15 protein-coding genes are annotated in these 18,091 nt (G+C 38.6%); 13 read left to right on the top strand and 2 right to left on the bottom strand.

Translation table 11 applies throughout. The features are described from left to right. Positions 1-4 precede the first annotated feature (4 nt). Positions 5-2,176, bottom strand: a complete 2,172-nt coding sequence (locus MP478_RS08060) for a S9 family peptidase (protein WP_257200138.1) — start codon at positions 2,174-2,176, stop codon at positions 5-7. A 12-nt stretch (positions 2,177-2,188) separates the two neighbouring features. Then, the gene (locus MP478_RS08055) at positions 2,189-3,583 is read right to left on the bottom strand and encodes an aminopeptidase P family protein (protein ID WP_257200137.1); all 1,395 of its coding nucleotides are present in this window, start codon (positions 3,581-3,583) and stop codon (positions 2,189-2,191) included. A gap of 186 nt (positions 3,584-3,769) precedes the next feature. Here MP478_RS08055 and MP478_RS08050 point away from each other — a divergent pair, with 186 nt between their 5' ends. The 13 genes from MP478_RS08050 (at position 3,770) to cysK (ending at position 18,070) form a co-directional block, all read left to right on the top strand. Further along, positions 3,770-4,654: an AraC family transcriptional regulator gene (locus tag MP478_RS08050; RefSeq protein ID WP_257188773.1), complete on the top strand. Its 885-nt coding sequence runs from the start codon at positions 3,770-3,772 to the stop codon at positions 4,652-4,654. A gap of 88 nt (positions 4,655-4,742) precedes the next feature. Further along, positions 4,743-5,648, top strand: a complete 906-nt coding sequence (locus tag MP478_RS08045; RefSeq protein ID WP_257200136.1) for a dihydrodipicolinate synthase family protein — start codon at positions 4,743-4,745, stop codon at positions 5,646-5,648. A gap of 16 nt (positions 5,649-5,664) precedes the next feature. Continuing rightward, positions 5,665-7,155 (top strand): aldehyde dehydrogenase (NADP(+)), encoded by a 1,491-nt coding sequence (locus MP478_RS08040; protein ID WP_257200135.1) that lies wholly within the window; start codon positions 5,665-5,667, stop codon positions 7,153-7,155. Continuing rightward, a complete protein-coding gene (locus MP478_RS08035) occupies positions 7,152-8,150 on the top strand; it encodes a 4-hydroxyproline epimerase (RefSeq protein ID WP_257200134.1) in 999 nt (332 codons plus the stop codon). The genes MP478_RS08040 and MP478_RS08035 overlap by 4 nt, the downstream gene beginning before the upstream one ends. Positions 8,151-8,158: 8 nt before the next feature. Beyond that, a complete protein-coding gene (locus MP478_RS08030) occupies positions 8,159-9,424 on the top strand; it encodes an FAD-binding oxidoreductase (RefSeq protein WP_257200133.1) in 1,266 nt (421 codons plus the stop codon). 175 nt (positions 9,425-9,599) lie between these two features. After that, positions 9,600-11,654, top strand: a complete 2,055-nt coding sequence (locus MP478_RS08025; protein ID WP_257200132.1) for a zinc-dependent metalloprotease — start codon at positions 9,600-9,602, stop codon at positions 11,652-11,654. A gap of 320 nt (positions 11,655-11,974) precedes the next feature. Further along, on the top strand, positions 11,975-12,469 hold the full coding sequence (locus MP478_RS08020) for a GNAT family N-acetyltransferase (RefSeq protein WP_257200131.1): 495 nt from the start codon (positions 11,975-11,977) through the stop codon (positions 12,467-12,469). 363 nt (positions 12,470-12,832) lie between these two features. After that, positions 12,833-13,249: an Rrf2 family transcriptional regulator gene (locus MP478_RS08015; RefSeq protein WP_230039128.1), complete on the top strand. Its 417-nt coding sequence runs from the start codon at positions 12,833-12,835 to the stop codon at positions 13,247-13,249. An 82-nt stretch (positions 13,250-13,331) separates the two neighbouring features. Next, positions 13,332-14,045 carry a phosphoadenylyl-sulfate reductase gene (locus tag MP478_RS08010; RefSeq protein ID WP_257188780.1) on the top strand — a complete coding sequence of 238 codons (714 nt, stop codon included), beginning with the start codon at positions 13,332-13,334 and terminating at the stop codon, positions 14,043-14,045. 10 nt (positions 14,046-14,055) lie between these two features. Then, the gene (gene cysD / locus MP478_RS08005; RefSeq protein WP_257200130.1) at positions 14,056-14,964 is read left to right on the top strand and encodes a sulfate adenylyltransferase subunit CysD; all 909 of its coding nucleotides are present in this window, start codon (positions 14,056-14,058) and stop codon (positions 14,962-14,964) included. 93 nt (positions 14,965-15,057) lie between these two features. Further along, the gene (locus tag MP478_RS08000; protein ID WP_257200129.1) at positions 15,058-16,296 is read left to right on the top strand and encodes a sulfate adenylyltransferase subunit 1; all 1,239 of its coding nucleotides are present in this window, start codon (positions 15,058-15,060) and stop codon (positions 16,294-16,296) included. A gap of 5 nt (positions 16,297-16,301) precedes the next feature. Beyond that, positions 16,302-17,132, top strand: a complete 831-nt coding sequence (epsC, locus tag MP478_RS07995) for a serine O-acetyltransferase EpsC (protein WP_257200128.1) — start codon at positions 16,302-16,304, stop codon at positions 17,130-17,132. Between the two features lie 26 nt (positions 17,133-17,158). Continuing rightward, the gene (gene cysK / locus MP478_RS07990; RefSeq protein WP_257200127.1) at positions 17,159-18,070 is read left to right on the top strand and encodes a cysteine synthase A; all 912 of its coding nucleotides are present in this window, start codon (positions 17,159-17,161) and stop codon (positions 18,068-18,070) included. The last annotated feature ends 21 nt before the right edge of the window (positions 18,071-18,091 follow it).

The following is an 18,091-nucleotide window of genomic DNA, read 5'->3' as shown; positions in this document are numbered from 1 at the left end:
TATATTATTTTCCTCCCGGTGGGCAATGTTCTTTTAGATATTTGGTAAACATGGTGGCCAGATGGAGTGATGTTCCTTCTCCTTCACTGATCGAATGCGTTCGGTTAGGGTAAGACATCAGCTGAAACTGTTTATTGTATTTCACCAGTTCATTAATGTATACTTCCGTATTTTGGTAATGCACATTATCATCTCCTGTTCCATGAACCAATAAAAGGTTTCCTTTCAGATTTTTAGCATAGGCGAGTGGAGAACCGTTTACAAAATCTTCTCTGTTTTCCTGGGGAAGTCCCATATACCTTTCCTGATAGATATTGTCATAAAATAACTGATTGGCTACAGGAGCAATAGCAATTCCTGTCTGATAAATTTCAGGATATTGTCCCAAAAGGTTTAATGTGGAAGAACCTCCACCGCTCCAGCCCCATACGGCAACTCTGGAAGTATCTACATAGGGCCATTTTGCAAATAAAGCTTTTGCTCCCATTGCCTGATCACGGATATTAAGCTGACCTATTTTACGGTAAACAGATTTTCTCCATTCACGTCCTTTAGGTGCAGGTGTTCCACGGTTTTCAAGAGAAACATATAAATAACCGTCCTCAGCCATGTCACCAACGTATAAAAAATTCCTGCCTGTATAGAAGTTATCTGTTACCGTTTGCGATCCGGGCTCCCCATATACGGTAAAAACAATTGGATATTTTTTGTTAGGATCAAAATTTTTAGGTTTTACCACCCAGCCGTCCAGGGTTACCCCGTCCTGCGTCGTAATCTGGAAGAATTCTGCTTTAGATTTTGCAGGATCTGCCTTTGCTGATCTTTTTGCAGCCACAAGCTCTTTATGATCAGGAAGTGATACCACAGCTCCCACAGAATTTGCATTGACACTGCTGTTACTAAACATCGCAATCTTTCCGTTGGGTGATACCATGTAATTATTAGAACCCGAATAGGATTCAGGAGTTACCCTTTGTGCATGCCCTCCTTTCATGCTTACTTTATACAGGTACTTCTGAGTGGCATTCTTAGGAGAAGCTAAAAAGTAGATCTGTTTTTGGGGAACGTCAAAAAATTCCGGTTTTATAACATCAAAATTATCTTTTGTAATCAGTGTTTCTTTCCCGTTCAGGTCTATTTTATAAATATGCCTCCATCCGTCTTTTTCAGAAAGCCACAAAAACTCTTTCCCATTGTCTATCCAATCCCAGCCGCTTGGATCATTATCATTCCAACGGGATTTTATGTCAATCCACGCGGCATCTGCTTCCGTATAAATTGTTTTCCCATTTCCGGAGCCGGCATCGGCTACAATAATTTTACTTTGATTCTGTTTTCTGTTCAGCTGCTGCAGAATAACAGACTTAGAATCCAGTACCCATTCCATTCTCGGAATATAGTGTTGTACTTCATCCCCTGCAATATTGGCCTTCTTTGATGACTGGGAGACCACATCATAAAACCAGATGCTGCAGCCTGAAGGGTTTTCTCCAACTTTCGGATATTCCACAGGAACCGTAAACGAATACAGGCTGTCTGTATTATTGATCATCAGGAAATTCTTGGTTCCCCTTGCATCCAGCTTCCAGTAAGCAATTTTACTTCCGTCCGGAGACCATCTGAAACCATCCTGAGTTCCGAATTCCTCTTCATATGCCCAGTCGAAAGTACCGTTAATGATTCCATCTGTGCCATCCTGGGTAATTTTACTGATCTGGTTGTTTGAAAGATCTTCAATATAGATATTATGCTTAGACACATAAGCTACTTTTTTACCGTCTGGGGAGAACTTGGCAAACATTAATGATGCTGTCGGCAACCCTTTTCCAAGCTGAGTAAGCTTTTTGGTGTTTTTATCAAAAATCCAATAATCTCCACGTGTATTGTCTCTCCATACTTTCTGAGTATTGGCAAAGACTAATAAGCTTTTCTCGTCCGGAGATACCTGAAAGCTTTGTACCTCTAAAGGGGCAGAGCTTCCGGAAGGAATTAATTCATTGCTGTTTAAAAAAGTCTGATCTTTTCCGGGATTCAGGACATTAACAACTTCAATTCCTTTTTTTGTAAATGAATAATAAGCATTGCCATCAGGAGTCCACTGTGTTTTTTGCGCAGCTAATGGCGACAGGCACAGGAAATATAAAGCAATGACGGTTAGTTTTTTTATGTTCTTCATATGATATTTCAATTAATCTAAATGTTCAGCACGGTAGTTTTCAATGTCTGCAACCGTTTTAATCAGTCCGTTCCCCAGAAGCCTGTAGCTGCCATCTGTAATCAGGAAGTCATCTTCTACACGTATCCCTCCAAAATTCCGGTACTCATTTACTTTATCATAGTTAATAAAGTCAGCATTTTTATTTTCAGACTGCCAGATATCAATCAGCTCCGGAATCATATAAATACCGGGTTCAACTGTTACTACAAATCCTGATTCCAGTTCCTTTCCTAAACGTAAAGATTTAAGTCCAAATGTTTTGGTATCCTTCGGATCTTGTTCGGTATAACCAATATATTGCTCTCCAAGATCCTCCATATCATGAACGTCAAGTCCCATCATATGTCCTAATCCACATTGGAAAAATAGAGTATGAGCATGGTTTTTTACTGCTTCTTCAGGATTTCCTTTCATCAGCCCCAGGTCAATAAGACCTTCTACAAGGTGCTGGGATGCTTTCAGGTGAATATCTTTAAATCGAACTCCGGGTTTCAGAAGACGTTGGGCATTATCAAAAGCATTCAATACCACCTCATACATTTCCTTTTGCTTTGTGGTAAAAGTGCTGCTTACCGGGAATGTCCGGGTTAAATCACCTGCATATCCCATCGCCGTTTCAGCTCCTGAATCATTAAGAAAGAGATCTCCTTCTTTCAGTGTATTGAGACGGTAATGATTATGAAGTATACCTCCGTTTATCGTTACAATAGGGGGATAAGACATCTGGCATTCTTTATTGGCTGCAAGATATTGAATAGCATTCGCCACTTCATATTCTTTACGGCCAGGTCTGGCCATACGCATGGCCAACAGATGCATTTCATTAGATACATTGACCGCTTCTTCTATCTGTACTATTTCCTGGGCTTCTTTTATAGAACGCTGTTTTACAATAGCCTTAATCATCTCCACAGAAGGATGTAATTCTGCTATTTTTATACCTAGAAGATCCGCCACCAAAATTTTATTGGAAGACTGATAGGGAGGAAGGTAATGTACTTTTCTGCCGGAAGCCCGTGCTTTTAGAAGATACTGAGGAAGCTCAGCATAAGGCAAGGTTTCCTCTACACCTGCTTTCAGGCTTTTCTCTTTCAGTGTTTCCTGCCTTCCCATCCATACAATATCATCAATACTTAATTCATCTCCGAAAACAATCGTCTTATTTTCATCAATATCAATAATGGCAGCAATCCGGGGTTCCTGAATCCCGAAATAATATAAATAAGTACTGTCCTGACGGAAATAATAAGGATTGTGTTCAAAATTCACAGGATTTTCTATATTTCCTAAAAACAGTAAAATCCCATTAGCTACATTACTTTGTAATATGGCTCTTCTGTCTTGGTAAGTTTGTGCTGAAAACATATAGTATGAATACTTTTTTATTTAAAGGTTTAAAGTTACGATTTTGTACTATTTGTAGCGCTTTGTTCACTAAAATAAATAATAGGTAAAGTTTGGATTTTAATATGATATTCAATGTTCATATTTTGCTTAAATTCGGCAATATTTTAACATATTACATAATCTGTCCCATAAAGTATTGATTTTATGAAAAGTCTCCAGTTTTCAGTGCCTGCCGACACCAACAAAAGCATCCGTATACAGGAAGATAGTATGCCTAATTTCTATCCTTACTTTCACCGCCATACGGAAACCCAGATCATGTGGATCCTCAAGGGGCATGGAACACTGGCTATAGAACAGAATCTCTTTACTTTTGAAGCAGGGGATATTTTTTATCTTGGAGCCAATCAATCACATGTCTTCAAAGGTGATTTTGATAAAAATGAAAAACAAAAGGTTCATTCAATCTCCATTTTTTTTGATCCCCGCAAAAAGATCTCTGCATTTTTCCACTTACCGGAATTTGAAGAGCTTAAAAATTTTATTGATACCTCAGAGGTAGGTTTCAAAGTGGCTTCAAAATTAAAAACAAGTGTAGGAGAAAGCATTGCAGCGTTACAAAAAACAAAAGGAGTAGATCAGATCATAGATTTCATAAGGATCTTAAACCATCTTATGCAAAACAGACATGTGCATATTCCTTTATCTTCAGAAAAGAATCTCCCTAATCATATTTCGGATAATGACCAGAGAATTATAGATGCTCAGAATTATATTAAGAAAAATTTCACCCAGCAGAAACTCACCCTTGATCTCATTGCAAAAGAAGCTTGTATGACTCCACAGGCATTTTGCAGATCTTTTAAAAAACGTACCAGAATTACCTATATTCAATATCTTAATGAATTACGAGTGCAGAGAGCCTGTAGATTATTAACCTCCAGCAACATGTACAACATTTCTTCCGTTGCTTTTAACAGCGGATTCACCAGTATTACCAACTTCAACCGGGTATTTAAATCCATCATGAAGTACTCTCCAAAAGAATATCTGAAGCATTATAAAGAGGCTACTACAGACCACGAATAATCACATGTTAAAATACGGTTAGAATACATTAAAATATTAACATTTACCGTTTTAAAATTCACCTAGTTTTGAATAAATATTATTTGATATGAGTACAAAACTAAACTGGGAAGGGATTTATCCTGCTGTATTAACTCCTTTTACAAAAGAAGGAAAGATTGATTTTGAAATGTTTGCAGTCAATACAGAAGCCCAGATTAAAGCCGGAGTGCATGGCATTATCCTGGCAGGGACATTAGGAGAGGCCAGTACTTTGGAAGCTGAAGAAAAATTTGAATTGCTGAAGTATGCTAAAAAAATGACAGAGGGAAGAATTCCCGTCATCCTAAACCTTGCTGAAAATACAACCAAAAATGCTATACATTTCGCTAAAAAAGCAAAAGAATCAGGGGCTGATGGACTTATGCTTCTTCCACCCATGCGTTATAAAGCGGATAGTCATGAAGTAGTAGAATATTTTAAAGCAGTAGCTACCGCTACAGATCTTCCTATCCTTATTTATAACAACCCGGTAGACTACGGAATTTATGTTACCCTTGAGATGTTTGATGAGCTTATTCAATACCCAACCATTCAGGCTGTCAAAGAATCTACAAGAGATCTTGCCAATGTAACGAGAATGATTAACCGTTTTGGAAAGAGAATCAAAATTCTTGGAGGAGTAGACACCATCTGTCTGGAAACCCTGATGCTTGGAGCAGATGGCCTTGTTGCAGGCCTTGTGGATGCTTTTCCTAACGAAACAATGGCCATGTACAACTATGCTAAAGCAGGTGAATATGACAAAGCATTAGCCATCTACAGATGGTTTATGCCTTTGCTGGAACTGGATATTCATCCTAAACTCATTCAGTATATTAAACTGGCTGCCACAGCAGAAGGAATAAGCAATCCTTATGTAAGGGCACCCCGTCTTGAACTGCAAGGTGAGGAGGCAGCAAGAATTAAAAAAATCATTGAAGAGGGCAGAAGCAACCGTCCGGCACTAGATTAACACCATACATAAAGCTATGATTCCAGAAACATCAAAAGAAAATATAGAGAAAAGGATTCAGATGGCTGCTGAGGCCTATCAGTTCCTGAAGAATACTACCATAAAAGAACGGGCGGTATTTATGAATGCTGTTGCCGATCAGATTGAAGCTTTAGGAGAAGAACTCTTGACAACAGCTCACGCTGAAACTTCATTGCCTTTAGAAAGACTCACAGGTGAAAAAGCCAGAACAACAGGACAGTGGAGAACTTATGCAAAAGCAGTAGCCAGTGGAATATATACAGAACCACGAATTGATCTCGCACAAGCTGACAGACAAAAAGGAGACTTAAGAAAATATAATGTAGGCATCGGTCCTGTGGTTGTTTTTGGAGCCAGTAATTTCCCATTTGCATTTTCTACAGCTGGAGGCGATACGGCAAGTGCTATCGGAGCAGGTTGCCCTGTAATTGTAAAAGCCCATCCTGCACACCCTCAAACTTCTCAAATAATGGCTGATGCCATAACAGCTGTTGTAGAAAAATTTGGATGGACGGAAGGAATCTTTAGCCATATAATGGGACCATCCCATGAGATCGGGGCTTATTTAATCCAACATACAGATATTCATGCCGTAGCATTTACAGGTTCATTCAGTGGGGGAAAAGCCTTATTTGATATCGCCAACCGTCGCGAAAATCCTATTCCGGTATTTGCAGAAATGGGAAGTATCAATCCGGTATTTGCCTTTGAGCATATATTGGAAAATAAAGCAGAAGATCTGGCAAAAGAATATGCATCCTCTTTAACACTGGGGGTAGGGCAGTTCTGTACCAACCCGGGAGTATTTGTTGCTCTGAAAGGAGAAAGCCTGACCAGATTTATTGCCACATTAAAAAATGAAATTCCGGGCATTGTTCCTGTCAATATGCTTCACAAAGGGATTTTTGAAGACTTCGAAAAATTGAAAAGTACGGCTGTTGCACAATCAGGGGTAAACGTACTTGCAGAAGTAAATACAGAAATTAATGAATGGCAGGGCCGGGCTATGGTTACAGAAACTACAGGTCAGCATTTTATTCAAAATAATATTTTAAGTGAAGAGGTTTTCGGACCATTTGGTATTATAGTAGCTTGTGAAACTCCTGAAGAAATATTGCAGATTGCCCAGGCGTTGAAAGGACAGTTAACCATAACCGTAGCGGCTACAGATGAAGATGTGCGTCTAAATATCAAGCTAATTGATATTCTGAAGGATAAATGTGGCCGGCTTTTATTCAACGGAATGCCTACAGGAGTAGAAGTGGTTTATGCTATGCAGCACGGAGGTCCTTTTCCCTCTACTACAGATGCCCGTTTTACATCCGTAGGACCGGATGCCGTCAAACGGTTTGTTCGCCCCATTTCTTTTCAAAACTGGCCGGATGAATTCTTACCGGAAGAACTGAAGGATGAAAATCCATTGCAAATCAGCAGAATGGTAGATGGAGAAGTGAACTCAGGATCATTAAAATTGCAAACAACATGAACAGAACATTTTTTTGTATAGATTCCCACACTTGTGGCTGCCCTGTGCGCCTTGTTGCAGGTGGCGGACCTATTTTAAAAGGAAACTCCATGATGGAGCGCCGGCTTCACTTTATGAAGGAATATGACTGGATCCGCAAAGGGCTCATGTTTGAACCCCGAGGACATGATATGATGAGTGGCAGTATTCTGTATCCTCCTATTGACGACAATAATGATATAGGGGTTTTATATATTGAAACCAGCGGATGCCTTCCTATGTGTGGACATGGTACTATCGGAACAGTAACCATAGCCATAGAAGAAGGGTTGGTAATTCCGAAAGTTCCCGGAAAATTACGCCTTGAAACCCCTGCAGGACTTATTCTCATTGATTACGTACAGGAAGGGAAAAAAGTAAAGTCTGTAAAACTGACCAATGTAAAGTCTTTTCTGTATGCTGAAAATCTGGAAGTTGAATGTCCGGATCTTGGATTGATACAGGCAGATGTAGCTTATGGCGGGAACTTTTATGCCATTATTGATCCTCAGGAAAATTTCAGGGATATATCAGATTTTACAGCCAGCCAGCTTATTCATTATGGGAAAATGATCCGAAAATTACTTAATGAGAAATATCAATTTATTCATCCTGAAAACGAACATATTACCGGATTAAGCCATATTCAATGGACAGGTCAGCCTACCGATCCCAAAGCCAGCGGACGTAATGCTGTTTTAGTGGGTGAAAATGCTTTAGACCGCTCACCTTGCGGTACCGGAACTTCTGCAAGAATGGCACAATGGTATGCCCAAGGAAAATTGAAAGAAGGAGAAGAATTTATCCATGAAAGCTATATCGGTTCCCAGTTTATCGGAAGAATTGAAGGAACAGCTACTGTTGACGGAAAACTGGCTATTATTCCATCCGTTGAGGGCTGGGCAAGAATTACCGGCTATAATCAAATTATTATTGACGATGAAGATCCTTACTGGCAGGGATTTCAGGTTATGTAAACAAACGTATGACACAGAATAAAGGAAAAGCACTTATTATCGGTGCAGGTATCGCAGGATTGAGTTCAGCTTATTATCTCTTACAGAAAGGCTGGCAGGTAGAGATCCTGGAACAGAATGATCTTTCCAATAATTGCTCTTATGGCAATGCAGGGATGATTGTACCCAGTCATTTTACTCCATTGGCGGCTCCGGGAGTAGTTGCCCAGGGAATACGCTGGATGTTTGACAGTAAAAGTCCGTTTTATGTCAAACCTTCACTCAACTCCAAACTGATATCATGGGGGCTGAAATTTTTAAAATATTCTAACCAGCATCATGTAGACCGTTCAGCATCAGCAATCCGGGATCTTAATCTGGCCAGCAGTGTACTTTATAATGAAATTGCTGAAAAAGAGGAATTTGACTTTGAGCTTAATCAGAATGGTATTCTAATGCTTTACAAAACCGAAAAAGTAAGGGAAGAAGAAACAGAACTTGCCCATAAAGCCATGAATTTGGGATTAGCGGTTGATATTCTGGATCAAAAAGGAATCCAGGAACTGGAGCCCAACACAAAACTGGATGTTATCGGAGGAATCAATTACAAATGTGACGGGCATATGAACCCGATGAAACTGATGAAGCAAATGATCTCTTACCTTAAAACTAATGGTGTCATTTTCCATACTCAGCATAGACTAACAGGGATTGAAACTTCCGGAAACGATATTAAAGCAGTGATTGCCAATAATAGGCGATTCACTGCAGACCGGTTTGTAATGACAGGAGGGTCATTTTTACCTGAACTGGCCCAAAAAGCGGGTATTAAAATCCACTTAATGCCGGGGAAGGGCTATTCATTCATGCATCGGCCCGTAAATCCTGTCAATACAATGGAACATGCAGCCTTATTACTGGAGGCAAGAGTAGCGGTAACCCCTATGGGTGGGCAGATCCGCTTTGGTGGCACTATGGAACTGGCTTCCCATCAGGATAAAATTAATATGAAAAGAGTAGAAGGAATTGTTCGGTCTATTCCTCAATACCTGCCCGATTTTCAGGTAAAACTGCCCAAAGAATCTGACATTTGGTTTGGGTACAGGCCCTGTGCTCCGGATGGATTACCTTATCTGGGGCAGTCTTCAAAACTAAAGAATTTAATCGTTGCAGGCGGCGGGGGAATGATGGGACTAAGTCTGGGGCCCATTTTTGGAAAAACAGTTTCAGAACTTGCCAATGACCAAAAGCCAACGGTTGAGATAAAGATATTCAACCCTGAAAGATTTAGTTAAAAAAACATTACATAACACACAAAATTAAGCCCAAAACAATTTGATTATTCAAATAATTTATTAACAAACAAATCCAAAATTTATGAAAAAATTTAAATTACTACTACTTGTTTCCCTATTTCCAATAATAGGTTTTGCTCAAGAAAATAGACCTCATGAGTGTAAAGCAGATGAAATGATGAAAAAACATTTTGAACTGCACCCTGAATCTAAGACTGAATATGAAAATTTTGAGAAATACACCAAAGATTTCATAAAAAAAATGGGATCAAACAAAAATTCATTGAATAATACGATCAACAATCCAACCTACATCATCCCTGTGGTTTTTCATGTGTATGGAGAATCTCAAAGTAATGTAAAAGTAAATTACCAAAAAGTAGTTGACTTACTGCAACAAATCAACTTAAATTTCAATGGAATCAACACTGATTCAAATACTGTGGATCCTGATTTCCAATCCATTAGAAGAGCGTTAAGTATTGAATTTCGATTAGCTAAAATTGATCCAACTGGAAAAGCAACAAGCGGAGTGATTTTTCATCCTTTCAAAGGTGGATATGGCAATGGAGGTGGATATGATGCAGAAATTGGTGCAGATGCATGGGATAATACAAAGTATATGAATGTGTATATACAAAATGATCTATATTCAAATAAAGATTTATATCAATCAGGAGTTGCCTGGTATCCGGATTCATACATGACTTCAGTAAATACAGCCAGAGTTGTTTATAATGGACGTTATATATTTAATGCTTCAGGAACAGTGGCTTCAAACGAGTTTTCTGATACATTTACTCACGAATTTGGGCATTGGTTAAATCTTCAGCACACGTTTAATGTTCCATGTTCAACTGCAAACCCAACTAATGATGGCGATGGAGTTGCTGACACACCTGTAGAAAATACTTCTTCCGGATTAGGATGTACAGCTGGTAACAATTGTCTTGGACAAAAAGTGAACGTTGAAAACTATATGGGATACAATGGTTCTTCCGGTTGTTATAAAATGTTTACCAATGGACAAGTTGGCAGAATGCTAGCAGCATTAAACCATCCTTCAAGAATAAATTTATGGCAGCCTGCCAACTTAGCCGCAACCGGAGCTGCCAATACTCCACCTAGATTAACCCTTAGCAACAGTACATTTACAGAGAACTTAAACAATAATGGAGCCGTGTCATTAGATGGAACAGCAGCATCTGTCCCTACATCAACCATTACCCTAAACGGAGCAATATTTGCCGTACCAAATGGAACAACTCTTACTGCAGGAACACATTTCACTTCTTCATTACCATCAGGACTAACAGCAGCTATAGCAGTTACAAGCCCTACTACTGCTACACTTACCATAAATGGTACGGCAACCAGTCATCCTAAAAGTCAGGTCCTGAATTCATCAATTACGTTCCTAGATCGGGCTATAACAGGAGGCGTAACTTCATTAGGATCAACTACAGCTTTGGCATTAACTTTTTCTTATAAAGACCCTTATAAAATAGTTACAGGAACTCCTCTGGAAAGTTATGCCAATCCAACACCAACAACAGTAACAACCAACTCCGGAGCACCTTGGAAATATTTTATCATTAACCCGGAGCTTAGTGATGATGCAGGGTATGGCGCTTGGTACTATGGCGCAAATCAATTAAAATTTGAAACCTATTGGAAAGGATTAGTATGTGGGGTGGGGACAAGAAATATTAGTTTAATTCCTGCTTGCACCACTATAACTAATGCAAATAATATAGGTTACCCAATTGGTACTCCCGGACAACTTGACGTGTACACCCCTACATACACTAACTGGTCTGGCCAAACCGCTTATGTTGGTTTTAGAAACCAATTCGAAGGCTACAATATTAACGGCTATTTCAAACTGATTGTTGGGACCAATGGTTCAGGTTATTCTGTAACTGAGTTTGGATACAATACACAACCATATGGCAGTATTACAACGCCTTGTGCATTATCATTATCCACTTCAGACGTTGATACAACAAACTCAGAAACTTCTATCTATCCAAATCCAGTTTCTGATGTATTGAATATTAAAACAAAAGGGAAAATTAAGTCAATTTCTGTTTATGATATGTTTGGAAGAAAAATGAATGCTAAAGTTATTGGTGATAAGGTTGATGTTAAACACTTCCTAAGCGGAACTTATTTAATTGATATTGAAACTTCTTTAGGGAAATCTTCCCAAAAATTCATTAAAAAATAGGATCAAACGCTATATCAATACAATATGATCGTTAGTACTAGGTTTTATTTTAACTATAAATTCGTCAAACATTCATAGTTTACCTGCATGTACTTTTGAGATGGTACAGGATTAAGATGAGCTCAATGAGCTCATCTTTCTTTTTTCTATACCACAATCTTCTTTCAAATTAAATAACAAAACACTTTTCTCAGAAATATGAATAATAGTTTAGTATTTATATACAGTTGATTGGGCTTCATTGTAAGCCCAATTTTTTTCCTATTTATGAGCAGTTCTTCATTTATTTACGTAATTTTATTCTTTGATAACAATATTCAGTGCATTATAAAAACGACACCATCATCATCCGCGAATTTACTCCCGAAGAATTCCCTTTATTTTCTACTCTTTTTGAAAATGAGAATGTTACCCGCTACCTGCCTTACAAAACTCCTGAAGAATATAAAGAGATGTTTGACAAAGCACTGGCAGATTATGAAACAGAACCATTCAGCAGATGGGGAATATTTAACACAAAGAATAATGATTTTGTGGGAATGTGCCTGGCCAGAATCTTCCTTGATAATCCTGACCAGCTGGAAATAGGATACACCTTAGGAGAAAATTACTGGGGAAAAGGTCTCGGAACGGAAGTCTGTAAAGCACTTGTTGACTATTGCTCTTCATTACATCTTAAGAAAGATATTGTAGCAGTAACCGATCTGGATAATATAGGATCTCAAAAAGTGCTTCTGAACAACAACTTTAAAAGAATTGAAAACATAAAACGGGAAGATAGGGAACTGGCTTATTTTGTATTGGATAAAAAGTAACCGGAGGAGAGTCGGGTACTGACATTGTAATTTTTTTGTGGAAACGACTGTAGAACCACCCCGTCAAATCTTTGATTTGACACCCCTCCGGAGGAGGGGAATATACAGTCCTTCAATAGAATATTTGTGAAAGTCTCTGATTTCCTTAGCTTAAGAACTTCTCAGCAGCCAGTTTGTACCTTACATTATACTAAGTGTTAAAAATACTTTTTCTGATTTTTGCGGTTGACCTCTTAATGGTTTACATTGATTCAATATTGTATGGAGAAACACAAACCTATATCTTTTATCAATTAATTATAAACCTGTCTCTGATTGATTAGATTTCATTTATCAGATAATTTGTTATAACTTGCAGAAATTATGATGTCGAAACGTTGCAAATACGCACTGAAAGCAATGGTCAGATTAGCAAGAAATTACAATCAAGGCTTTCTGCCCACTTCCGTTATTGCACAGGATGAGAACATTCCCAAGAAATTTCTCGAACAAATTCTTCTTGAACTTAAAAGAGCCAAGCTTGTTAACAGTAAGCAGGGTAAAGTAGGAGGATATTATTTGCTTAAATCCCCTGATGAAGTTTCATTAGCAGACATTTACCGTATTTTTGACGGGCCTATCGCTCTTACTCCATGTGTATCCTTAAACTTCTACGAAGCATGCGATGACTGCGTAGATGAAGCTACCTGCTATCTGAGAAATGAACTTATTATCGTTCGTGAAAAAACCAGAAATAGCATGATGGAGGCCACTCTTACTAAGTTTATCAACAAAGATTAAATTTTTTTTCATTTAAATTCTACTAATTTGATAGGAGTTATAGAATTTTATATATATTTGCAATAATTAATTTCAATTGGATATGGAAAACAATCTGAAAAAAGAATTTGAACAACTTCTGGAAGGGGCCTCCGAGGCTTCTTTTCAAAATAACAGTCTTCAGGTTCTGGCAGAAAGATTCCCTGGTAAGGTTATTTTTTCGACCAGTTTTAGCTATGAAGATCAGGTAATTACCCATCTGATAAAAGATCTGGAAGTAGAAATCTTCACATTGGATACAGGAAGACTTTTTGAACAGACCTACGAAACATGGACGAATACAAGAGCTTTTTTCAAAAAGAATATCAAAGTCTATTATCCGGATACGGAAGAAATAAGAGCTTTTGTTTCAGAAAACGGGCCTGATTCATTTTATCAATCCGTAGAGCAGAGGAAGATGTGCTGTACAATCCGTAAAGTGCATCCTTTGAAAAAAGCATTGAAAGGCTATAAAGTATGGATCACGGGACTTCGGTCAGAGCATTCTGCCAACAGACAGCATATGCCGCAACTGGAATGGGACCCGGATAATAAGATTATCAAATTTCACCCCCTCCTCAATTGGACGTCTGAACAGGTAACAGACTATGTGAAAACACATCATTTACCTTATAACTCCCTTCACAAAAAAGGATTTATCAGCATAGGATGCGCACCCTGTACCAGGGCCATTAAAGAAGGAGAGGATTTCAGAGCAGGCCGCTGGTGGTGGGAAGATGCCAACAAAAAAGAATGCGGCTTACATATTCATCAATAAAAAAGAAAAAATGTCAATACATCAATTAAACTACTTAGATCAATTAGAGGCTGAATCTATTTACATATTAAGAGAGGTCGCAGGACAGTTTGAACGCCCGGCACTACTATTCAGCGGAGGAAAAGACAGTATTGTACTGGCTCATTTGGCTAAAAAAGCATTTTTATACGGAAAGATTCCGTTCAAATTTGTACATGTTGATACCGGCCATAACTTTCCGGAGGTCTTAGAATTTCGTGATCAGCTAGTTAATCAGCTCAATGTCGATCTGGTTGCAAGAAAAGTGGAAGATACCATAAAAAGTAAAAAACTGACAGAAGCTAAAGGGAAATTTCCCAGCAGAAACTGGCTGCAGACCTATACTTTGCTGGATACTATTGAAGAATTTGAATTTGATGCCTGTATCGGAGGAGCAAGGAGAGATGAAGAAAAAGCCCGTGCTAAAGAAAGAATATTCTCTGTCCGTGATGAATTCGGGCAATGGGACCCTAAACTTCAGCGCCCTGAATTGTGGAATATCTTTAATGGAAAAATTCACAAAGGAGAAAATGTAAGGGTTTTCCCGATCAGTAACTGGACAGAACTCGACATCTGGAACTACATCCGAAGAGAAAAAATTGACCTGCCTTCTATTTATTTTTCGCATGAAAGGGAAGTGGTAGACTTTAACGGACAGTGGCTTGCCAACTCTTTACATGTCTTTTTAGAACCCGGAGATGTGGTAACAACAAAAAAAATCCGTTACAGAACCGTGGGAGACATGACGTGTACGGCTGCAGTGGAATCTAAAGCGGATACCATTGATGCCGTAATTGAAGAGATTGTGGCCACCAGGATTTCAGAACGTGGAGAAACGCGTATTGATGACAGGGTAACAGAAGCCGCCATGGAAGACCGCAAAAAAGGAGGCTATTTCTAGATAAGCAATCAGCAGTGAATACTATAATTGACAGCCATAACTTATCATACATTATTCATTGCCCATTACTCATTATTTATAATTCAAAATCAGATGGATATATTAAGATTTATAACAGCAGGAAGCGTAGATGACGGTAAAAGTACCCTTATCGGAAGACTGCTTTACGATAGTAAAAGTATTTTACAGGATCAGCTGGAGGTACTTGAAAAACATTCTAAAAACAAAAATGAAGACGGGGTAGATCTTGCACTTTTAACAGATGGGTTACGTGCAGAAAGAGAACAGGGAATCACTATTGATGTTGCTTACCGCTATTTTTCGACCCCAAAAAGAAAATTTATTATTGCCGATGCTCCCGGTCATGTACAATATACCCGGAATATGATTACCGGAGCATCTAATTCCGAACTGATGGTTATTCTTATCGATGCCCGTAAAGGAGTGATCGAACAGACAAGAAGACATTCTATCATAGCATCATTGCTGAAACTGAAAAAAGTAGCAGTAGCCATCAATAAAATGGATATGGTAGATTATTCAGAAGATGTTTTTGAAACCATCAGATCAGATTATTCTAAAATTGCAGAGCATCTGGGACTTAATGAGGTTGCCTATTTTCCAATTTCAGCATTGAAAGGAGATAATATCGTTTCAAAATCCTCCAGGACAGGTTGGTACAAAGGAAGCTCACTTTTAGAATATCTGGAACAGGTAACCCTACATGAAGAACTGAATACCGGCAGCCGTTTTCAGGTTCAGTATGTAATCCGTCCGCAGACCGAAGAGCTTCATGACTACAGAGGATATGCAGGGCAGATATTGAGTGGACAGTTTAAAAAAGGAGACAAAATCCATATTCTTCCGGCAGGTTTAGTCACTGAAATTGCTAAAATTGAGATCAACGGATTTGAAAAAAATGAAGCTTTTGAAGGTCAGCCTGCGGTCATCCATACCATTCATGATCTGGATATCAGCAGAGGGGATATTTTTGCAACAGAAGAACAGCTTCCAACAGTAGAAAAAGATCTGGAAGTTCTTTTATGCTGGCTGGATCAAAAACCGCTGCAGCCTGGTAATAAATATCTGTTACAACAGAATAGCAGACTGGTAAAAGCTGTTGTCAAAGAGGTAGAATATAAGATCAATGTCAATACCCTTAGCCGCGAACAAATTGAAACTGGTATCAAACTTAATGAAATTGTGAAAGTTACGCTTCGAACGGCACAACCTTTGGTCTATGATAGTTTTATCAATAATAAAACAACAGGATCTGCAATTTTAGTAGATGAAACGTCTAATTCAACTGTTGCAGCCTGTATAATTCAATAGAAAAAATGGCAATTCCCAATAATTTAATTGAAAGAATTCATCAGACGAAACAAAGTAATATTCATGGATTCTTTGATAAGATCAAAACAAAGAAATGGGTTAAGGATTTGTATGAGACGCTTTTCCTTCCTCAGAATGACAATACTGAAGATCAGTTGAAAAGGAATTTTCAATCATTGGAAGAAACACTTTTTAGTCTGATTATTACGGTAACAGGAAATAAAGAGATCACTCAGGTTAATGTCAGTCAATTCTTTGAAGCCTTGCCTGAAATGTATGATCAGCTGGTTCTGGATGCAAAATCTATTTTGGAGTTTGATCCCGCTGCCCACTCTCCGGAAGAAATATACCTTGCCTATCCCGGATTTTTTGCTACTTATGTATATCGTATTTCACATCAGCTTTGGAATCAGGAAGTAAGAATATTACCCCGGGTCATTTCGGAATATGCCCACAGTAAAACGGGAATTGATATTCATCCAGGGGCTATCATTGGAAAATCATTCTTCATTGATCACGGAACCGGAATTGTCATCGGAGAAACTACGGTTATTGGAAACAACGTCAAAATATATCAGGGAGTAACCCTCGGAGCATTACATGTCTCCAAAGAAAAGGCTCATCAGAAAAGGCATCCCAATATTGAAGATGATGTTATTATTTATTCAGGAGCCACTATTTTAGGAGGAGACACCACCATTGGCAGAGAGAGTATTATCGGAGGAAATGTATGGATCACACAGGACGTTCCTGCCAACTCTCTGGTCTATCATAAAAGTGAAATCAAAATAAAGGATAACACATCCTTACCGGAATCCTTAACCTTTGTGATATAAAGAACAAAAATAAAAATTATATTGATATGAAATTTCAGAATGCATTAGAAACGGTTGGGAATACGCCCGTCGTAAAAATCAATAAATTATTCAATTCAGATCATGAAATCTGGATCAAGTTAGAAAAAAGCAATCCGGGAGGAAGCATTAAAGACAGAATTGCACTGGCTATGATTGAAGATGCAGAAGCTAAGGGATTATTAAACCAGGACAGCACCATTATAGAACCGACAAGTGGAAATACAGGAATCGGTCTTGCATTGGTTGCTGCAGTAAAAGGTTACAGACTTATTCTTGTAATGCCAGACAGCATGAGTATTGAAAGACGTAAGATCATGGAAGCTTATGGTGCCAATTTTGTGCTTACTCCCAGGGAAAAAGGAATGAAAGGGGCCATTGAAAAAGCCAATGAACTGGCAGAAGAAACGCCTAATTCATGGATCCCGAGACAGTTTGACAATCCTGCGAATGTAAACATCCACATAGAAACCACCGCTCAGGAAATTTTAAAAGACTTCCCTGACGGCCTGGATTATATTATTACAGGAGTAGGAACCGGAGGGCATATCACCGGCATTGCAAAAGTGGTAAAAGAAGCTTATCCCCATGTAAAAGTAATTGCTGTAGAGCCGGAATTATCTCCTGTATTAAGTGGAGGAAGTCCTGCACCGCATCCATTACAAGGCCTAGGAGCCGGATTTGTACCTTCTATTTTGGATATCACCCTTCTGGATGGAGTCATTACAGTAGGTAAAGAAGAAGCCTACGAATATGCGGTTAACGCAGCAAAAAAAGAAGGTCTTTTCGTAGGCGTTTCTACAGGAGCCGCTTTAGCAGCAATCGCAAAACATTTACCACAAATACCACCTAACGCTAAAATCCTTACCATCAACTACGATACCGGAGAAAGGTATCTGTCTGTAGAAGGACTCTTCTAAATCCTCAACTAACACCTACTT

Origin of the sequence: Chryseobacterium sp. WG14, assembly GCF_024586945.1 — a bacterium.
Taxonomy (GTDB): domain Bacteria; phylum Bacteroidota; class Bacteroidia; order Flavobacteriales; family Weeksellaceae; genus Chryseobacterium.
This window is presented reverse-complemented; position numbering and strand designations above follow the sequence as displayed.

Coding starts and splice junctions, on each gene's coding strand:
- MP478_RS08060 (WP_257200138.1), bottom strand. CDS start 2,176: ATGAAGAACATAAAAAAACTAACCGTCATTGCTTTATATTTCCTGTGC.
- MP478_RS08055 (WP_257200137.1), bottom strand. CDS start 3,583: ATGTTTTCAGCACAAACTTACCAAGACAGAAGAGCCATATTACAAAGT.
- MP478_RS08050 (WP_257188773.1), top strand. CDS start 3,770: ATGAAAAGTCTCCAGTTTTCAGTGCCTGCCGACACCAACAAAAGCATC.
- MP478_RS08045 (WP_257200136.1), top strand. CDS start 4,743: ATGAGTACAAAACTAAACTGGGAAGGGATTTATCCTGCTGTATTAACT.
- MP478_RS08040 (WP_257200135.1), top strand. CDS start 5,665: ATGATTCCAGAAACATCAAAAGAAAATATAGAGAAAAGGATTCAGATG.
- MP478_RS08035 (WP_257200134.1), top strand. CDS start 7,152: ATGAACAGAACATTTTTTTGTATAGATTCCCACACTTGTGGCTGCCCT.
- MP478_RS08030 (WP_257200133.1), top strand. CDS start 8,159: ATGACACAGAATAAAGGAAAAGCACTTATTATCGGTGCAGGTATCGCA.
- MP478_RS08025 (WP_257200132.1), top strand. CDS start 9,600: ATGATGAAAAAACATTTTGAACTGCACCCTGAATCTAAGACTGAATAT.
- MP478_RS08015 (WP_230039128.1), top strand. CDS start 12,833: ATGATGTCGAAACGTTGCAAATACGCACTGAAAGCAATGGTCAGATTA.
- MP478_RS08010 (WP_257188780.1), top strand. CDS start 13,332: ATGGAAAACAATCTGAAAAAAGAATTTGAACAACTTCTGGAAGGGGCC.
- cysD (WP_257200130.1), top strand. CDS start 14,056: ATGTCAATACATCAATTAAACTACTTAGATCAATTAGAGGCTGAATCT.
- MP478_RS08000 (WP_257200129.1), top strand. CDS start 15,058: ATGGATATATTAAGATTTATAACAGCAGGAAGCGTAGATGACGGTAAA.
- epsC (WP_257200128.1), top strand. CDS start 16,302: ATGGCAATTCCCAATAATTTAATTGAAAGAATTCATCAGACGAAACAA.
- cysK (WP_257200127.1), top strand. CDS start 17,159: ATGAAATTTCAGAATGCATTAGAAACGGTTGGGAATACGCCCGTCGTA.